This window comes from Streptomyces sp. NPDC001157 (assembly GCF_053598255.1).
The window spans coordinates 1-17,552 of record NZ_JBSFJW010000032.1; the positions used below are offsets into that span (position 1 = coordinate 1).

A 17,552-nucleotide genomic window follows, 5' to 3' on the forward strand; every position below is an offset into this window, starting at 1 on the left:
CACCCACAGCGCGGTCACAAGACAGGAGCGGAACCTAACCGGCAGCAAACATCCAGGGAAAGATCAACGAAACGGGCAAAGAACGCCAGAACTCACCAACCCCAGCAGACCCACCACGTGACATGCACCACACTTCACGCCAGAATGGAACCAACAAGAAACCCGGGCTGGCGTCACCGGATCCTCGGTGTGAAACACCCGGCTCCTCGGCATCAGCGATGCAGACCATCTACGTCTGGCCAAACCCGTGTTGTTGTCTTACGACGGTTGAAGCGCACTAAAGTCCAGCCACGTGAACGACAGCGTGTACGTGGGCAACGCGGGCAAGGATGCGGCACTGGACCGGGGGTGGCTTCTGGGCCACTTCAAGGACGTGGGCGATCCGCGCCACAGCGAGGCTGTGGAGATCAAATGGGGTGTCCATCCCCGCGGCGATGAGCGACCGCAGTGGGTCAAGGGCGAGGAACGCACCGCTCTGCTGGTCCTCATCAGCGGTCGCTTCCGCGTCGAACTTCCCGGCCGCAGTGTGCTTCTCGAGCAGCAGGGCGATTACGTCGTGTGGGGGCGCGGGGTCGACCACTCATGGTTCGCGGAGGAAGAGTCGGTCGTGCTGACGGTTCGGTGGCCGTCCGTACCCGGCTACGCAGTAGCCGGGTGAGCCCTCGTTCACTGGACCAGCTCGATGTGCGGGTGGTCCGGAGATGCCGGGCAGGCGTGGAGCTGGAGGTTGTAGCCGCTGGCGATGTCGATCATCGTGAAGTTCGCCGTCGGGTAGCCCGGAGGGAGAGGCGTGGGGTCGGTGTGCTCCTCCTGTGGGGCCCAGCTCTCGCTGCCGCCGTCCCATTCGGTGCTGGCGATCGTCAGGAGTGGGAGCGCCTCCGTGCCGCATGCGGGGCAGGGGCGGGGCATGGGGTCGGTGAGACCCCAGGGGGACCAGCCGCCGGTCTTCCAGCCGGGGGCGTGGGCGAGTTCGTTCCGGTAGAGCTCGTGGGGTGCGACCGCGTATGCGGGGTTCCAGGCCGGGCCGGCCGTCTCCCAGCGGCTCACGTCGTTCAGTTGCCGCTGGAGGTCCTCGCTCAGCTCCATGGGGTTGGGGTATTCCGTGACCTGCTCCGGCGCGAGCACGCACGGCTCCGGCAGATAGGTGACGAGCTGGACCGCGGACGGCTCGGGCGGGGCGGCGAGGACGTCGGTGACCTCGGCGGCTGAGCGCCAGAAGAGCGCGGTACGCGGGTGCGTCGGGTGGTCGAAGGGGCACCACAGGACCTGGAGGAGATCGGCCCCGGGCGGGGTCGGGAGCGGAACGTCGCGGGCGTACAGCTGGGTCACGGGAAGCATGGGGATCGGGCCCTCGGGCTGCGGGCGGCCCTCACCGGCCGCCGCCCCGCGGCGCTGTCGCCGGATGTCGTCCGGCGAGAGCGCCGGGGTCCACTTGTCCCAGATGTGCTCCCCGTCGCAGTGCGGCCACGGCTCGTCGGCGGGCCACAGGAGCGGCCCGCCGACGGAGCTGTCACGCACGGTCGGCGACCCCGGCCGCGGATGCAGCCGGGTCGCCGTCCGCGCCAGCGGAGCCAGTTGAGGGAAGAGCGCGGTCACGTCGAATGGCCGCGGCGGGGTGGTGAAACTCATGCCGGCTCCTGCTGGTACGAACTGGGGGGTGATCAGTTACCGAGGTTCAACAACCCGGTGTTCCCCTTGGTGTTGGGGACGTAGACGTTGGGGAACAGCTCCTCGGTCGTCCCATTCGCCCGTTCGATGTTAGCGGTCATCGTGACGCCCACCGGGATCGTGCTCGTCGCCTCCGTGTAGACGGGCGTCACCTGGTAGAAGATCGCGTCGTCCGGTCCGAAGGTGCCGTCCTTGAGCATGTTCTGCGCCATCGACTCGTAGGTCCGCATGCTGGGCGTGCCGGTGTTCATGCCGGTCTGCCAGCAGGGGACGAGGTTGTTCTGGCCGCCGTCCAGGATCTGGCCCTTGCCGCCGAGGATGTTCGCGATCAGGTGGCACCGGGCCTGCGAGGACGTCGGCGGGTTCGCCTGGTTGAACAGCTGCGCGTCCTGCCAGCCCGTGATGTCGCCGGAGGCGCCACTGCCCTTGACAGGCCCCTTGCCGAGGCAGGCCTGCGCCCGGGTCGGCCGTGTACCGGCCGGGCCGAGCGGGTCGGTCGTCTTGTTGACGTGGGCGACCGCTTCGGTGGTGTTCAGGATCCAGCCGTCGCCGTTGGGCAGCGAACCGGCCGGCGTGGTGTCCAGGCAGCGGCCGTGCGGGCCGGTGTCCGGCGTCGTGAACGTCACCTTGAACTGATCGGCGTCGATCACCCGCTGGTCCACGAAGCCCTCGGCGAGCTGCGCGTCGGCGAACTGCTTGTCGGCGGCCGGGACATGGGCGCGGACACAGGGCCGGGTCCTGTCCAGCTCCCGGCTGTCACCGAGGACGTACGAGTCCCATTCGCCGTTGCCGAGGTTGGCGATCACCTCGACGCACTGGTCGCCGGAGGTGCCGCCTTCCTTCGCCTCGGCGAAGGGGAACTCGCCGCAGGTGTCGGTGCCGACGAGGTCCGTCAGCGCCGTGAAGCCCCCGCAGGTGCGGGCCGAGCGGTCGGCCACCCCGCTCGTCGACCGGGTCAGCGGCTTGCCGTCGCCCCAGCCGTCGTTGAGGTTCTTCTGCGCCCACTCGTACGCGGCCACGGCGCCGCCCGGGTCGGACGACGTCGCGCGCATCGGCACAACCGGCATGACCGAGGGGACAACGCAGCCGGCGGACGAACTCCCTCCGACCGCGTTGTCACAGCGGAGCTTGCGCGGGTTCGCCCAGGAGGCGTTCGGGTCGACGGCCGTGGCGCCCGGTGAGGTCACGTACATCTTGTACGAGGTGTCGAACTCCGCTACGGCGCCCGCGGCGGGGGCCGAGGAGTAGGTGACGTTTCCGGTGAGGGTCTGGCCGACGGTCAGGTCACCGCCGTACCAGGGGGCGGTCTTCGTCGCCGTGCAGCCGGTTCCGCAGGCGGCACGGAACTTGGCGTTCAGGGCGGTGACTTCACCGCTGGCGCTGGTCATCTTCACGGTGACCTGCTCGTTCCAGGACGTGCCCGCCTTCGGGAGCGTCGCGCTGGTCGAGACCTCCAGGGTGCCGCGTCCGAGTTCCTTGCCGTTGCTGTCCCGCAGGACGTAGACGACGTTCACTCCGGTCACGCAGTACTCGAAGCGCTTGTAGGAGTAGGTGCCGGGGCTGGTGATGCCGCAGCTGCCCGCGGCCGCAACGGCGGCGAGGGTCCGCTGTTGTGTCGCCGTGGACTTGGCCGGGGCGGGGCTCGTGCTCACACATGCCTCGGCGGCGCCGGCCCGGCGTTCCTTCGACCGTGTCTTCGTGGGCTCGCACCGCTCCCCGGATTCCGCCCGGAAAGCGCTGGTTCCGGAGAGGGCTGCGGTCGCCGGCGAATCCGCCGAATCGATCCTGCCCACTTGTCGCAGCTTCCCTTCGGGCCGCTGCTGCTGTGCATGGCTCACGCCGGTCGTGGTGAGCCCCAGGGTGACCAAGCTCAGCAGGGCCAGTACGGCCGATCTGGAACGTATTCGCCCAGGTCGTCCAGGTCTTTTCGCATGCGTGATCGTCATGCCTCTCCTCTTGGCGGGGGGCTTCGGACAACTGCCGATGTCTCAGGGGAACTTGACCGGCTACGACGGCGGCACCACCCCGACGTGAAGCGCCGGGGTGGTGCCGCCGGAGTTGGTTACCGCGCCGCGTAGCCGAAGCGGTCGCCCGCTGCCGGGAGGCCGCCCGCGCCGGGCTGGTACGTGGTGACGGGGGCCACCGTGCCGCCCGCGGTGACGTTGGACAGCGGCAGGGCGTACAGCGTGCCGTAGGTGCTCGGGCCGAGGGGCAGGCCGACGTACAGCTTGGTGCCGGTGTAGTGGATGCTCGTGCCGAGCTGCTGGTCGGCACCGGGAGCGGTGGGAATGCCGTCGCCGTCGCCCGCCTCCAGCCAGCGGTCGTTCGCGCCGGGGGCGCCCAGCAGGGAGAAGGTGTGGACCGCGCCCGCGTTGGCCGCCGTGTCGATGGCCTCGTTGGGGACGCCCACGGCGAGCTTCATCGTGGCGGTGGTGCTCAGGGCCCGCGGGGCGGTGTTGATCGCGGTCAGGGCGGCGCCCATGCGGTCCCCGGCCTCCGCGGCGCCGGTCACGTCGTCGTCGCCGGTGCCCTGGGAGATGGTGTTGAGCTGGGTGAAGGTGCCGACGGCGGTGATGCGGAAGGTCGATACGTTGCCGGCGTCGGCCTTGGCGGCGCCGTCGATGTCGAGGTCCTCACCGGGGGCGCCGACCGCGAGGATCGAGTCGGTGGCGCTGGTCGAGCCCGACGGACGGTACGGCGCCAGGGCCAGGGCGTAGCCGAACTGGTCGCCGGCCTCGGCGCCGCCGGAGACGGTGTCGAGGTCCTGGTCGAGGCCGAACTTCGGGGTGGGCAGGCCCGCGGAGGTCAGGGTGTGGCTGAAGACCGCCACAGTGCCCGCGTTGGCGTCGGTGCCGATGGCTTCGCCGGGCGCGCCGACGGCGAAGAAGTTGGCGTCGGCCGTGACCGAGCCGCCGAAGCCGTCGTTCGCCTCGGCGGCACCGGGCACGTCGGTGCTGTCCTGGTGGAAGATGATGTTGGTGCCGCCGTGGATGTAGAAGGCCGCACCGGCCTTCGCCAGACCGTTGACGGTCTCCCCCGGCGTGCCGACGACCACGAACGGCTCACCGGCGGCGGTGACGCCGGCCGCGATGGAGTCGCCGAAGCGGTCGCCGGCCTGGGGGACCGCGGTGGCCAGGGAGCCGGTGCCGTAGCCCTCCTCGAAGTGGGTGTTCTTGACCGTGCCGGTGCCGAGGCCGCCGGGGGCGCCGTGCAGGATGTCGACCATGCCGGCGGCGTCGGTGCTGCCGAGGTCTTCGGCCGGGGTGCCCACGACGAGGTCGGTGCAGCCGTCCTCGTCGTAGTCGACGGTGTCCATGGACTCGCCGAACCAGTCGCCGGCCTCGGCGGCGCCGGGAACCCAGTCGAGGTTCTGGTTGATCTCGGCGGTGCCCTTGCCGCCGCCGTAGACGATCCGGATCAGGCCGGCCGAGCCGACGCCTCCGACGGTCGCCCTGGGGTCGGAGATGGCGATGTCCTCGACGCCGTCGCAGTTGAAGTCGGTGATGCGGACCGCGCCGGTGGTCGCGCTCACCCAGGAGGCGAGGTCGTCCACGCGGGTGACGACACCGCCGGTGCTGGTCACGCCGGCGTCGATGCCGTAGCAGCCGCCCTGGTACGACTGGCTTGCGAGGGCGGCCAGTTGGGCGGTGCCGCTGCCGGTGCGGACCAGAGGCCCGCCGGTGTCGCCCATGCAGGCGGCCGTGCCGCTGGTGCCGGTGACCGAGGCGGTCGTGGTGGCGGCGGAGTCCACGGTGAACGCGCCGGTGTGCAGGCTCAGCGGCGCCCACTCGCTCTTGGTGCGGCCGTAGCCGGCGAGGGTGAGGCTCTCGCCTGCGGTGGGCGCGGCGGTGGCGAGGGAGATCGGGGTGACGCCCGTGACCGGGCGGTTGAGGCGGGCCAGGACCGCGTCGCGGTCGGTGCGCGGGACCAGTTGGACGATCTCGCGGGCCGCGCCGGCGGTGCCGGTCAGGTCGGAGCGGCCGACGACGGCGGTGGTCTTCACGGCCGGCTTGCCCGCGGGCACGATCAGGCTGGTGGCCGGGTCGGCGGCGAAGCAACTGGCCGCGGTCAGCAGCCACTCGCGGTCGACCAGGACGCCGGAGCAGCCGCGGTCGTGATCGCCGACGGTGATCTGCGCGGTGTAGGCGTAGGTGGTGTCGGCGGCGGCGACCGCGGGGCCGGTGACGGCGGCGGCGGGGGCGGCCGCGAGCAGGGCGGCGCCGAGAGTCAGGGTGGCGGCCAGTGCGGCGAGGCGCACAGGTCTGGCGTAGGTCATGAAGTCGGTTCCCTGGTGGGTGGTGACGGATTCGGGCAGAAGGGCTCGCGGGGGCTCTACTTGGAGGTCCGAAGCTCCAGGAGCGTCCACTCACGGGCCTGGTCGTCCGCGCTCTCGCCCACCGGGGTCCAGGCGTTCTTGGCGATGTCGTACGACTGCTGCTCGGTGCCGACCGTCATGTCCGCCTGGGTCGAGTAGTCGTTGCCGCGGATGAGGTAGACCGACGGCAGCTCCAGGGTCAGCCAGCCGGAGTCGCCCTTGACGTCGAAGCAGACCTTGCTCTTGTCCCGCGCCTGGACCTCCAACTGGCCGGTGCCGCTCGCGCAGTCGGCCAGCGTGATGTGGCCGTCGCCCCGCTTGAGCAGGATGTTCTTCTCGGCGAGGATCTTGTCCCGCTGCGGGTAGTCGAAGTTCTCGACGGCGTAACCGGGGGCGCTGCCCGCGACCGTCGTGGCGGTGCCGGCCTCGGCATGGGACCCGCTGGGGATGCCGACCGCCAGGGCGGCCCACGCCAGGGCGCCGACCGCCGCCGTACCCAGGGTGCGGGTGAGGAATCTCTTGTACCGCGGCTGTGCCGCAAATCTGATACGCGACTTCATTAATTTCCCAAAATCGTTTGCTTGCGAATCTATGACCTTGACTTGATTCAAGGCAGACGTGAAGGAAATCGACAAAGCCGCGAGTGCTTCCACATCGCATTCCCCCCGCCTCGATGCCATCTCGCTTTCCTGAGTTTGTCCACTCCTCCAACACCCATAAAACGGACGGGACTTGGAGGTTTCATGTGAGGCTCACCACAAGTCCTGCAAGGTTGTACGGGGTGCAGTAAAGGAACAGTAAAGAGCATCTGGCGTGCAGGCTTCGGTGCGGATTTTGAACCGCATTGTCAATTTGATTGCCAAAAGGCGATGCATTGGTATGGTCACGTCATTACTCAGGCGACGCACACGCCTCACCGGGTCACACAGAAACCACGGGGACACAAAAACCTATGCAGACGATCTTCTGGAGCCGCAGACGAGTCCTCGGCTCGCTCGCCGCTGTGACGGCCGCCGCCTCCGCGCCCCTGACGTGGGCGCCCGTGGCCCGCGCGGCCGACGCGCCAGCGACGACGACCGATCCGCTCGCGCTGCCGACCACCGACCGGGCCAAGGTGGTCAAGGCCTGGATGACGGGAGGCAAGGCCACCAAGGCGGCAGCGGCCGCCGCTCTTTCCGGCACCGACGCCGACATCAGCACCTTCCTCACCCAGACGTTGCCGACGGTGACGACCGAGGACAACCGCGTCGCGATCGCCAGCTATCTCGCCCGCTCCGGCAAGGGCCTGCGCCGAGAGGCCGTCGCCGCTCTCGACAACGGCGACAGCGCCATCACCGCCTTCCTCACGGGCGGTTACGAGCCGGCGCTCCTGGAAGACCTTCGGGTGGCGACCGCCATCCTGTCGGCCACCGGCGGAAAGGCGGTCCAGCGCAAGGCGTCCGCCGCCCTGGACACGGGCACGCGGGCGGCACTGGAAGCCTTCCTGACGGAGGGTCAGTACAGCGCCCGGCTGGAGGACTCGCAGGTCCAGGTCGCCGCCATGCTCGTGCACGCCGGGCCCGAGGTGCAGAAGTACGCCAACCGCGCCCTGAACGGCTCCGCGACGGACATCCAGTGGTTCCTCGACACCGGCCAGCACATCGCGCGCGCCCGTGACCAGGAGTCGGCGACCATCGAGGAACTCGTCGCGGTCGTCGACCGGGAGGGCAAGCGTGCCCAGGCCGAGACCGACCTGGCCGTCGAGGCGTCGGAGCGGGCCATGGCCGCCGCCGCCGAGGCGAAGAAGGCGGCGGAGAAGGCCGCGGCCGAGGCCGATGCCGCCAAGGAGGACGTACAGAAGTCCGCCGCGGCGGCCCGCAAGGCGGCCAGCGCGGCCACGGGCGCGGCGAACGCGGCCCGCATCGCCATCAACGCCTCCAACGCCGCTGTGAACGCCTCTCGCCGCGCCTCCTGGGCGGCCACCGCCGCTTCCCACGCCGCGTCCGTCGCCGGAGGCGCCGCCTCCCGTGCCTACAACGCGGCCATCGCCGCCTCCAAGGACGCCAACAAGACCCAGGCGGCCAAGGACGCGGCGGTCGCGGCCCGCAACTCCGCCGCCAAGGCCCGTTCCGCGGCCAAGGCCGCCGACTACGCGCGGGCCGCCTGCGCGCAGTCCGTCACCGCCAGTGCCTCGGCCGCCTCCGCGGCCCGTAACTCCGCGGCCGCCGCTGCCGCTTCCGCGCAGGCCGCGGCCGCATCCGGAGTCGCCCAGTCGCAGGCTGCCGAGGCCAGGCGCCAGGCCGCCATCGCCAGCGCCGCCGCCAACCGCGCCACCAACGCCGCCTCCACCGCTCAGGCCCTCGCCAACACGGCGGCCTCCGCCGCCGCCACCGCGCGGGATGCCGCCAACTCCGCCGCCGCGCATGCCGAGAAGGCGGCCGACGCCGTCGACGAGGCCGTGGCGAACGCGGGCAAGGCCATCGACTTCGCGAACAAGTCCACCGCCCACGCCGCCGAGGCGAAGAAGGCTGCCGACACCGCCACCAAGGCCGTGGACGACGCGATGGCCGTCGCCAAGGCGGCCCGGGACGCGGAGCTGGCGCGCCTGGAGCAGGAGCGGCTGCAGGGCGTGGACGAGGCCCGGCTGCTGGCCGAGATCGAGGTGGCGGAGCAGGCCGAGTACGCGAACAAGCGGGCTCAGCAGGCGCAGACCGATCAGGCGACCAAGGACCTGATCAGCGCGGCCGAGAAGGCCCTGTTCACCGACGGCGACCTGTCGCTCGCCGCCACCCTGGGCCGCAGGGCCGCCACCGCGCTGCTCGACTCCAAGGGCGCCTGGACGCGGGAGGCCGCCCAGTTCGCGCTGTCCGGCAGCGACGACGACGTGTTCTCCTGGATCGACCTCGACCGGGGCGTCGCCCAGCACCAGGACGACCGGGAGACGGTCCTCTACATCGCGCAGATATCCAACCCCGCCATCGCCGCGGCGGCGCACGCGGCTCTGGCGAGCACCAGCTCCACGGCGGTGGGCGACTTCCTCACCTCCGGTGTGATCAAGGCCTCGCAGGACGACAACCGGGTGCAGATCGGCCGCATCCTCGACCAGAAGCCCGGCAAGGCCGTCACCGAGGCGGCCAACGACGCCCTGGACAAGAACACCCCGGAGGCGTTGCAGGACTTCTTCGACCGCACCTACCCCGCCGCGGTGCGGGAGGACGACGCGGTCGAGACCGCGACCTCGGTGGCGAACGGCGGCGACTACACCAAGGCCTACGGGGACGTCGCCCTGGAGGGGCCGACGTGGATGCGCCGGAACTTCGTCCAGGTCGTGCAGCACTCGGCGGCCCAGCTCGACCACGACTCCGCCACCCATGTCGCAGCGATCCAGGGGGCGATCGCCGCCGCGGCCAAGACCGCCTACGCGGCGCAGCAGACCGCGGCACTGGCGTCGCAGGTGGCAGCGGACGCCCGCGCGGACGCCATCAAGGCGAAGCAGTGGTCCGACGCGGCCGTGGCGGCGGGGGCGGAGGCCGGCAAGTACTCCGATCAGGCCCGGCAGAACGCCGACGCGGCCGACAAGTCGGCCGCGGCCGCGCAGGCCTCGGCGAACAAGGCCTCGGCCGCCGCGACGACGGCACGTACCGCCTCCCGCTCGGCGAACTACTCCGCGAACAAGGCGATCGACGCGGCCCGTTCAGCCCTGGCCTCCGCCTACAGCGCCCAGCAGTCCGCGGCCAGCGCCCGCCAGTCCGAACTCCAAGCGGGCCGGGACGCGGCCACGGCGGCCGCCGCGGCGAACCAGGCACGCACCATCGTCATCCAGAAGCGCCAGGCGGAGGCCCGCGAGGCCGCGCGTGAGGCCGCGGAGAAGGCGCAGGAGAACCGGAACAACGGCAGCAACCCCGCCGACAACGACGCCAACGACGACGTCAACCAGAACGGCAGCAACGGCGACAACGACGAGTGGTACACGGACGCCGGCTGGTGGGCCGACGCCTTCAACTACGTCAGCATCGGAGCGGGGCTCATCTCCGCCGGCCTCGGGCTTGCCAGCCTCGTCTTTCCCCCGTTCGCCGTCGTCGGTGTCCCGGCCGCGGCGATCTTCGGCGGCATCGCGATGGGAGCCGGCGCGCTGAGCACCCTGTTCACCGGCATCGAACACGGCTTCACCAGCAGCGAGTTCCTGTGGTCCGCGGCGGGGACCGCGCTGAGCCTGGTCACCTACGGCCAGTCCAAGTGGGTCACCCCGGTCGCCAAGAGGGTGGCTCCCGTGGTGAAGCAGGTCGCTGAGGAGGGCAAGGAGCTCGTCTCCTCGATCACCAGCGGACTGTCGTCGATGTTCTGACCGCCGTCCCGCGAAGCCGTCTCGGCGTCCCGTCGGGTGAGTGGCCCGGTGTTCGACCTGGCCATTCACCCGACCCGCCGGATGCGGCGGTCCACAGGGCCGGGCTCGGCCGCCGTTCAGGCCGTGACCAGGTCGTCCCAGTGGTCGGCGAGCGCGGGAATGGGCTGCGGGACGGGGCCGAGGCTGCCGTCGTACGGAGCCTCGAGTTCGTCGACCGCGTCCTTGACCGCCCGTTCGGAGACGGCCGGCGGCACGTGGGGCAGCGTGTAGCGGACGCCCGGGCCGTCGCAGGGGTGGGGGGTGGTGTCGGCATGGTGCGGTACGGGTGTGTAGCTGGTCCAGTCGAGGCTGTTGAGACGGTGGATCTGGTCGGCCCAGTGCTGGGCGTCACGCATGTCACCGCGGCGCAGATGGAGCAGGTACAGGCACAGGGCGGCCGTGACACTGCCGGCGCCTGCGGTGTAGCGCCACCAGAACTGGGCGCCCTCCTCCTGGTCGGCGAGGTACAGCAGACAGGCGAAGGTGAGGGCGCCGTCGGGGTCGCGGTCGGTGTCGAAGGCGGTGATGCGGCGGGCGGCACCGTGGTGGTGGACGGTGCCGCGGCACAGCAGGCGCAGGTCGTGCGCCGCCTGTTCGTGCAGGGCGGCCGGGAGCGGGTTGGCCCCGGGGGTGTGGCCGCAGTGCGCGGCGGTGTTGAGGAACCGCATCCAGCGCAGCTCGTGCAGGTCACGTGCGAGGTCGTGCCGGGCGGCTTCCAGGTCGGCGTAGCTGTACTCGCCCCGGAAGACGCGGGAACGGCGCAGGGCCTCCTCGATGCTGCGCGGGGTGCGGTTCACGGGTGGGTCACTCCTTGTCGTCGTCGGCGGTGTCCGCAGCGGAGCCGGGCGTGTTCTCGGTCCGGTACCCCATGGCGGTCGCGAGCCGGTGGATCGCGGTGCGCCGGGTGGACCGTACGGTGGCCTCACGGATGCCCATGATCAGCGCCGTGTCCTTGGTGTCGAACTCGAGCACGTCACGCAGCAGGATCACGTCGAACTGCCGCTCGCTCAGCCGTGACATCTGCCGGAACAGGCCCAGCCCTTCCTCGAGTTCGGTGATCTCCTCTCCGTACTCGGCCTGGAAGGCGCTGCGGAAGGCGCCGAGCAGGGGCGCGCTGGCCGCGCGGATGGCCCGGGCGAAGGCAAGGGTCTCGGTCGTGGCCGGACTGCGGCCCTGGGCGGTGAGTTCGCCGTGGACGCGCTGCTTGAACAGCGCCCAGGCGTAGGCGCCGGGATTCTCCATGGCCTCCAGGCGGGGCCAGATGGTGGCCAGGTACAGGAAGGTGCGGTTGACGAGCCGACGGGCCGCGAGGGCATTGCCGCCGAGGTGGATGCGGCTGTACTCGAAGCACGCGCGGTCGTAGCGGGCGTGGAAGTCCCAGAACTCGGGCGGCATGACGAAGTCGGAACTGCCCCTCGTACGTCCTGCCGGGTCGGGTTGCGGGCCGGTCATCGGTGGCCTCCTTCGGTCCAGGAGGCCGGGGCGGGGGGTGTCGGAGCAGGGGGAAGCTGCTGTTCGCTCAGGGCGAGGGCCCCGACGCGGACTCCGGCGCCGAGCAGACGCCGCACTAAGAACCACACGTCGGGCGCGTACGAGCGCGCCACGGCGGCGAAGGCCAGCACGAGGCTGACTACGTCGTAGTTCACAGTGACTGTTTTCCTTCTCTTTCAGTCAGTGCCGTTACCGCCCGGTCCCCCGCACTGGACGGGCCTGGCACCTAGAGCCTCGTTGCTCTGGGAAACAGGTAAGCGGACGCGACCCGGGAAACGTGCAGTCCTTCGAACAGATCTTTCTAACGGAGGGTAGCTTTCCGCTGACTGTTGGCCAGCGGCGAATTCACAGGCGCGCACCGGCATGGCACGCCGACCCTCGCACCTCATGCGCCACCCCCGCCGAACTGCGCATCCACCGAAAGCGAAGGACTTCGAACGCCGTTTGCGCGAACGTGACTTGGTGTGCCCCTTCAGCGGTGTGCCGTGGGTCACATTCGTACGTGCGGGGTGCTGCCCGCCACGGAGGATGGGGCCATGTACGCCCCCTTCCGCGAGCCCACGCCCCGTCAGGTCCAGCCCGGTGAGTACCCCGTACTCGACGAGGCCCTGGCCGTGGTCAACCAGGACGTTGCCGCGACCCTGCCGGAGCAGGGGCCGCTACGGCTGATGGCCCTGCCGCACTGGGAGGAGGGCGAGCCGGAGAACGTGTACGTCACCCTGCCCAACGGGGAGTGGTGGGGCAACGCGCTCTGGGAGCACTCCCCCGGCTCACCCCGCGAGGAGCCTCTCGCCGCCCTGGCCGCCGTCGCCGAGGCGGCGCAGGACACCGTCACCGAGTGCCTGTGGCAGGCCTGGCCGGTCTGCACCGTGCACGGCCTCGGGATGCATCTGGGCGAGAAGGACGGGCGGCCCGTGTGGCGGTGCGTCGGCGCCGGGCAGGACCCGGAGCACGTACGGGCGGCGGTCGGGGAGCTCGATGCCGTCCACCGGGGGCGGTGATCACACCAGCTCTTCGCGGAACCCCTGGCGCCACGACGGGTACCGCGGCTCCCAGCCCAGCTCCCGCCTCGCCTTGGCGTTGGAGAAGCCGCGGCCCTCGGTCATCATCCCGACGACCATCTCGCCGGCCAGCAGCCGGGCCAGCCACGCCGGGAGCCGCCGCGGCGGCCTGGCACCGGCACACCGCGCGAGATACGGCAGCCACTCACGGACCGGCGCCGGCTCGTCGTCGACGATGTTGAAGACACCCCTGGCCTTCTGCTCCACGGCCAGGACGGTCGCGCTCGCCGCGTCGTCGAGATGCACCCATGAGGTGTAGCCGGCGCCGCCCCCGACGAGCGGGAACATCCGCTTGCGCACCATCTCGACCTGGTCGTCGTTGGCGCCCGGCCCGTAGAACGCGCCGTAGCGCAGGGCCGCGCCGCCGGACCGGACAACCGCGTCCTCGAGGTGGGCGATCGCCTTGGTCCCCTCCACCACCTGCAGCGGGTCCTCCTCGGTCTTGACCCATCCGCCCTCGCGGAGCCCGTTGAAGCTGGCGTGGCTCTGCGCGACGACATGGGAGACACCGGTCGCCTCGGCAGCAGCCAGCAGGTGGTCGATCCCCTCGGTGCGGAGCCGGTTGGTGGTGGCGAAGAAGCGGTCGGCCTTGCGCATATCGGGCTTGCCGGCGTGCGCCTCGGAAAGGCCGGTCATCTGATTCACGATCGTGTCCGGCCGGGCCTCGGCCACCGCCTGACCGACCGCCACCGCATCCAGCCCGTCCATCACGACCGCTTCGGCGCCCAGCTGCCTCAGCAGATCCAGCTTGGCCGGACTCGTCGTCGTGGCCGTCACCTGATGCCCCCGGGCCACCAACTGCCCCACCAGCCGACGCCCCAGGACCCCGCTCCCGCCTGCCACGAACACCCGCATGACCATCACCTTCCTGATCCCGAAGTCCGTCTTCGAGACCTGGGACGAGACAGCCCGGCCGCCTGTGACTCGGGGGGTGTAATTCGGTCGCCGAGAACTGGCTTGCCATACTAGGTTTCTTCCTAGGAACCCTAGGAAGCACCGGAACACAGGAGATCCCATCCATGGTCAGAGCCGGCCTCAGCCCCGCCCGTATCGTCGCGGCGGCAGCCGAGCTCGCCGACGAGGTCGGCTTCGAGAACGTCACCCTGTCCGCCCTGGCCCGCCACTTCGGCGTGAAGGACGCGAGCCTCTACTCGCACATCAGGAACCTCGACGACCTCCGCACCCGCCTCGCGCTGTTCGCGGGCGCCGAGCTGATCGACCGCATCGCCGTCGCCGTCGCCGGACGTGCCGGCAAGGACGCACTGGCTGCCTTCGCCGGTGCCTACCGGGAGTACGCGCTGGAGCGCCCCGGGCGGTACGCAGCCACCCAGATCCGTATGGACCAGGCCCTGATCGCCGCCTCCCCCGACTTCCGCCGCACCGCCGAGATCACCTACGGCATGCTCCGCGCCTACGGCCTGGAGGAGCCCGATCTCACCGATGCCGTACGCCTGTTGCGCAGCACCTTCCACGGCTACTGCGCCCTGGAGGCCACCGGCGGCTTCGGCGCCGCACGCGATGTGCAGAAGTCCTGGGACAAGGCCGTCGACGCCCTGCACGTGACGCTCACGAACTGGCCCCGGGAGCAGAACCGCGAGAAGCACAACGAGAACAGCGAGGAGCAGAGCAATGGCTGAGGACCTGCACTACGACGTACGCGGCAAGGGGCCCGTCCTCCTGATCGTCCCCGGCGGTGCCGGGCACCCCATGGGATTCGCCCCGCTGACGGACGTGCTCGCCGACCGCTTCACCGTCGTGACGTACGACCCGCTCGGGCTCGCCCACGGACGGCTCGGCGAACCCGCCGGCGACCAGCGAGTGGAGGAGTGGAGCGACGGGGCACGCCGCGTCCTCGACGAGGTTCTCGCCGAGGGCGAGTCCGCGTACGTCTTCGGGACCAGTTCCGGCGGTATCGCGGTCCTCGACCTGCTCGCCCGGCACCCCGGGCGGCTGAGCCACGTGGTCGCGCACGAGCCGCCGTGCGTGGGGGTGCTCCCGGACGGGCCACGACAGCAGGCCATGTTCCAGGACGTGTACGACACTTACCGCGCCGCCGGGCTGCAAGCGGCCGGGGCCAGGCTGGGCGCCGTGCTGACGGGGCAGGAGCCGGAGGTGAACCCGTCGGGTCAACCCCTGTCACGTGAAGAGGAGTTGGGCATCCCGATGGCCCTCTTCCTTGCCCATGTCCTGCGGCAGTTCACCTCGTACGCCCCCGACCTCCCCGCGCTCGCCGCCTCCTCCGGCCGCCTCACCCTCGCCGCAGGCTCCGACTCCCGCGGTCAACTCCTGTACCGCACCGCCCGGTTCCTCGCCGAGCGCAGCGGCAACGCAGGCCGCTTCGTCGAGTTCCCCGGCGGGCATGTCGGTGTGGCCGAGCATCCCGTCGCGTTCGCCGAGTTGCTCGCCCAGACGCTGCTCGGAGGCGGCGGCACACCTGTCCCGCTGACCACTTAGACTGGAAGCTTCGGGGGAGGGAGCGTGCCTTGTCTCAACAGCAGCTGGGACGCGGTCCCTTGAGATCGGACGGCACCGCACCGGAACCCGGCGGGCCGAGCGAGGCCGCACGGTTCGTCGGCTGGCTGGGCAGCCTCGGCTGCGCTGCCGCCGGGTATGCCGTGTTCCAGTTCCTGTTCGGGGTGCTGCCCGGCTCCCTCGGCGGAGAGGCCGCCAAATACCTGATCTCAGGGGTCAGCGGGATCGGGACCGGCGTGGCCGCCTGGCTCGCGGCGGCACTGCTCCGCGCCCGGGCCGCAGCCGGACCCTACCGGCCCGCCACCACCGCCCCCGTCGCCGCGGAGCCCCCCGCGCCGGGCCCGCTCCCCCAGATCTTCGCCGCCGCGTACGGCACGCTCGTCGACAAAGCGTGCGTGGTCGACGACCCGGCCCGCGGGCGGCTCACCGGCTGGCCGCACTCCCTCGGCGAGAGCAGCCCACCCCGCCCCACCTCCGTCGGCACCGCGTACGGGCTGCACATCATGCTCGACTTCGGCGTACCCGACGGACGGCTGCGCACCGGGGATCTCGTGGACACGCTGTGGCGGCTGCGGCTGCCGCACGGGGGCTGGTCCGCACGGTCGCAGGGCGCGGAGGCACGGCCCGAGGTCACCGCGCTGGTACTGGGTGCGCTGGCCCGGGCGGGGGCGTCCGGCGAGCGGCTGACGGAGGAGGTGGGCCGCTGCACGGCCGGCTTCACGCGTGAACTCGACCGTGCCGGGCGGGAGTCGACCCATGTGGTGACGACCGTGCTGCGCGGGCTGCTGCGCGCCGCGCCGGACTCCGCCGTACTGCCCGTGCTGCGTGAGGCCCTGGCCGACGGCGCGATCAGTGACCCGCGCCGTGAGCACCTGCGCTGCTGGAGCTACCGTCTCGACCCGCCGTACGGCATGGCCTCCGCACTGCACACCGCGCAGGCGGTGGTGGCCCTCGACCGGGCGGCGCGCGTGCTGGACGAACCCGAGGGCGCGGGCGCCCGCTCCGCCCGCGAGGACGGCGTCCGCTGGCTGCTGGCCTGCACGAGCGCGGCCCACACCCGCTGCCCGGACCTGCGCAACCTCCGCGAGGAGGTGCGCCGCCCCCGCACCGACGACCCCGAGCGCCACGAGGTGCTGAACGTACGGCACTTCACCGCCTCCTGGGTGCTGCGCGCCCTGATGACCCCGGGCGCCCGCGAGGTCGCTGCGCAGGACGGACTGGAAGAGGCGTGGCGGGAGCGGCTGGACGGCGCGGCGGCCGCCGTGTGGGCCGGGCAGACGGACGGCATCTGGTCCTGGGGCCGGACCGACAGCAGTGAGCTGCGGCATCCCATGTGGATGACCTACCAAGGTCTTTCGGCGCTGCGGGCACATGCCGTATGGATGTATCGACCGGAAGAATGAACCGGAAGCGGTAGGCCGGGAGCAGTGAACGCGGAGGTATGTGTGCATGGGCGGTCGGCAGGTTCTGGCGGCGCGACGACTGCTGGCCGGGACACTGGACGGTGAGCTGCCCGAACCCGAACGGGTCGCCGCCGCCCGCTCCGTCGTCGCCGAACTCGGTTCATCCGAGCGGCTGTTGGAGCTGATCGCCGAACTGGCCTCCGGCGAGGGCGATCCTGAAGGGTGCGCCCGGCTCTCGTACCGGCACGTCCTCGGCTTCGACAAGCTGCTGCTGATCGACGGCGGGCCGCGGCACATGCTGCGCGCCCATCTGTGGCACCCGGGCGCCGGCGCGATCGGCAAGGAGGACATCCACAACCACCGTTCCCCGCTCGCCTCTTACGTCGTGCGCGGTCGGCTCGCCATGGAGTTGTACGACGTCGAGGGCGGCGGCAGGGACGGGATCCCGGCCGCCCGGTACGAGGAGTCACTGAAGGAGGGTTCTGCGGACTGGCTGCTGGAGCCGGCCGGCCCGGCGCGGCTGCGGCTGACGCATGTGGGGCAGTACGCGGCGGGCAGCGCATACGCCCTGCCGGCGCACACCCTGCACCGCGCCTGGTGCGACACGGAGGTACCCACGGTGACGCTGTTCCTGGAGACGGGGAGCGGACGGCGGCAGCACACCGACGTGTTCACCGCGGCGGGCCCGCATCCGGGTGCCGTACCGAAGGTGCCACTGGAGACGGACGACTACCTGGCAGCGCTGGGCGGACTGGCCGAACTGCTCAGGAGTTCATGAG

At 71.1% G+C, this 17,552-nt stretch carries 15 protein-coding genes; 7 read left to right on the plus strand and 8 right to left on the minus strand.

Features of this window, described 5'->3' with window-relative positions; all coding sequences use genetic code 11:
- Positions 1 to 292: 292 nt before the first annotated feature.
- The gene (locus ACWDAG_RS37100) at positions 293 to 658 is read left to right on the plus strand and encodes a signal peptidase I (RefSeq protein ID WP_450699960.1); all 366 of its coding nucleotides are present in this window, start codon (positions 293 to 295) and stop codon (positions 656 to 658) included.
- An 8-nt stretch (positions 659 to 666) separates the two neighbouring features.
- On the opposite strand, the gene ACWDAG_RS37105 is transcribed toward ACWDAG_RS37100, so the two are convergent.
- From ACWDAG_RS37105 to ACWDAG_RS37120, 4 genes are all read right to left on the minus strand, one after another.
- Positions 667 to 1,629 carry a hypothetical protein gene (locus ACWDAG_RS37105; RefSeq protein ID WP_450699961.1) on the minus strand — a complete coding sequence of 321 codons (963 nt, stop codon included), beginning with the start codon at positions 1,627 to 1,629 and terminating at the stop codon, positions 667 to 669.
- A 32-nt stretch (positions 1,630 to 1,661) separates the two neighbouring features.
- Positions 1,662 to 3,320, minus strand: a complete 1,659-nt coding sequence (locus ACWDAG_RS37110; RefSeq protein WP_450699962.1) for a DNA/RNA non-specific endonuclease — start codon at positions 3,318 to 3,320, stop codon at positions 1,662 to 1,664.
- A gap of 410 nt (positions 3,321 to 3,730) precedes the next feature.
- Positions 3,731 to 5,944 carry a trypsin-like serine protease gene (locus ACWDAG_RS37115; protein WP_450699963.1) on the minus strand — a complete coding sequence of 738 codons (2,214 nt, stop codon included), beginning with the start codon at positions 5,942 to 5,944 and terminating at the stop codon, positions 3,731 to 3,733.
- Positions 5,945 to 6,000: 56 nt separating this feature from the next.
- Positions 6,001 to 6,543, minus strand: a complete 543-nt coding sequence (locus ACWDAG_RS37120) for a hypothetical protein (protein ID WP_450699964.1) — start codon at positions 6,541 to 6,543, stop codon at positions 6,001 to 6,003.
- 392 nt (positions 6,544 to 6,935) lie between these two features.
- On the opposite strand from ACWDAG_RS37120, the gene ACWDAG_RS37125 reads away from it, so the two are divergent.
- On the plus strand, positions 6,936 to 10,307 hold the full coding sequence (locus tag ACWDAG_RS37125; protein WP_450699965.1) for a hypothetical protein: 3,372 nt from the start codon (positions 6,936 to 6,938) through the stop codon (positions 10,305 to 10,307).
- Between the two features lie 116 nt (positions 10,308 to 10,423).
- Here ACWDAG_RS37125 and ACWDAG_RS37130 read toward each other — a convergent pair whose 3' ends face one another.
- The 3 genes from ACWDAG_RS37130 to ACWDAG_RS37140 are packed head-to-tail and all read right to left on the minus strand — an operon-like array spanning position 10,424 to position 11,992.
- Positions 10,424 to 11,143 carry a hypothetical protein gene (locus ACWDAG_RS37130; protein WP_450699966.1) on the minus strand — a complete coding sequence of 240 codons (720 nt, stop codon included), beginning with the start codon at positions 11,141 to 11,143 and terminating at the stop codon, positions 10,424 to 10,426.
- Positions 11,144 to 11,150: 7 nt separating this feature from the next.
- A complete protein-coding gene (locus tag ACWDAG_RS37135; protein WP_450699967.1) occupies positions 11,151 to 11,798 on the minus strand; it encodes a sigma-70 family RNA polymerase sigma factor in 648 nt (215 codons plus the stop codon).
- The gene (locus ACWDAG_RS37140; RefSeq protein WP_450699968.1) at positions 11,795 to 11,992 is read right to left on the minus strand and encodes a hypothetical protein; all 198 of its coding nucleotides are present in this window, start codon (positions 11,990 to 11,992) and stop codon (positions 11,795 to 11,797) included. The genes ACWDAG_RS37135 and ACWDAG_RS37140 overlap by 4 nt, the downstream gene beginning before the upstream one ends.
- A 381-nt stretch (positions 11,993 to 12,373) precedes the next feature.
- Between ACWDAG_RS37140 and ACWDAG_RS37145 the strand changes: the two genes are divergently transcribed.
- Entirely contained in the window at positions 12,374 to 12,838 is a 465-nt protein-coding gene (locus ACWDAG_RS37145) for a hypothetical protein (RefSeq protein ID WP_450699969.1), read from the plus strand.
- Here ACWDAG_RS37145 and ACWDAG_RS37150 read toward each other — a convergent pair whose 3' ends face one another.
- Positions 12,839 to 13,753 carry an NAD-dependent epimerase/dehydratase family protein gene (locus tag ACWDAG_RS37150; RefSeq protein ID WP_450699970.1) on the minus strand — a complete coding sequence of 305 codons (915 nt, stop codon included), beginning with the start codon at positions 13,751 to 13,753 and terminating at the stop codon, positions 12,839 to 12,841.
- A gap of 164 nt (positions 13,754 to 13,917) precedes the next feature.
- On the opposite strand from ACWDAG_RS37150, the gene ACWDAG_RS37155 reads away from it, so the two are divergent.
- Genes ACWDAG_RS37155 through ACWDAG_RS37170 form a run of 4 tightly spaced genes read left to right on the plus strand, consistent with a single transcriptional unit; the run spans position 13,918 to position 17,551 of the window.
- Positions 13,918 to 14,535, plus strand: a complete 618-nt coding sequence (locus ACWDAG_RS37155; protein ID WP_450699971.1) for a TetR/AcrR family transcriptional regulator — start codon at positions 13,918 to 13,920, stop codon at positions 14,533 to 14,535.
- The gene (locus tag ACWDAG_RS37160; protein WP_450699972.1) at positions 14,528 to 15,352 is read left to right on the plus strand and encodes an alpha/beta fold hydrolase; all 825 of its coding nucleotides are present in this window, start codon (positions 14,528 to 14,530) and stop codon (positions 15,350 to 15,352) included. Before ACWDAG_RS37155 ends, ACWDAG_RS37160 begins: the two co-directional genes overlap by 8 nt.
- Before the next feature lie 29 nt (positions 15,353 to 15,381).
- On the plus strand, positions 15,382 to 16,773 hold the full coding sequence (locus tag ACWDAG_RS37165; protein ID WP_450699973.1) for a hypothetical protein: 1,392 nt from the start codon (positions 15,382 to 15,384) through the stop codon (positions 16,771 to 16,773).
- Between the two features lie 46 nt (positions 16,774 to 16,819).
- Positions 16,820 to 17,551 (plus strand): hypothetical protein, encoded by a 732-nt coding sequence (locus ACWDAG_RS37170; RefSeq protein ID WP_450699974.1) that lies wholly within the window; start codon positions 16,820 to 16,822, stop codon positions 17,549 to 17,551.
- Position 17,552: the final 1 nt, after the last annotated feature.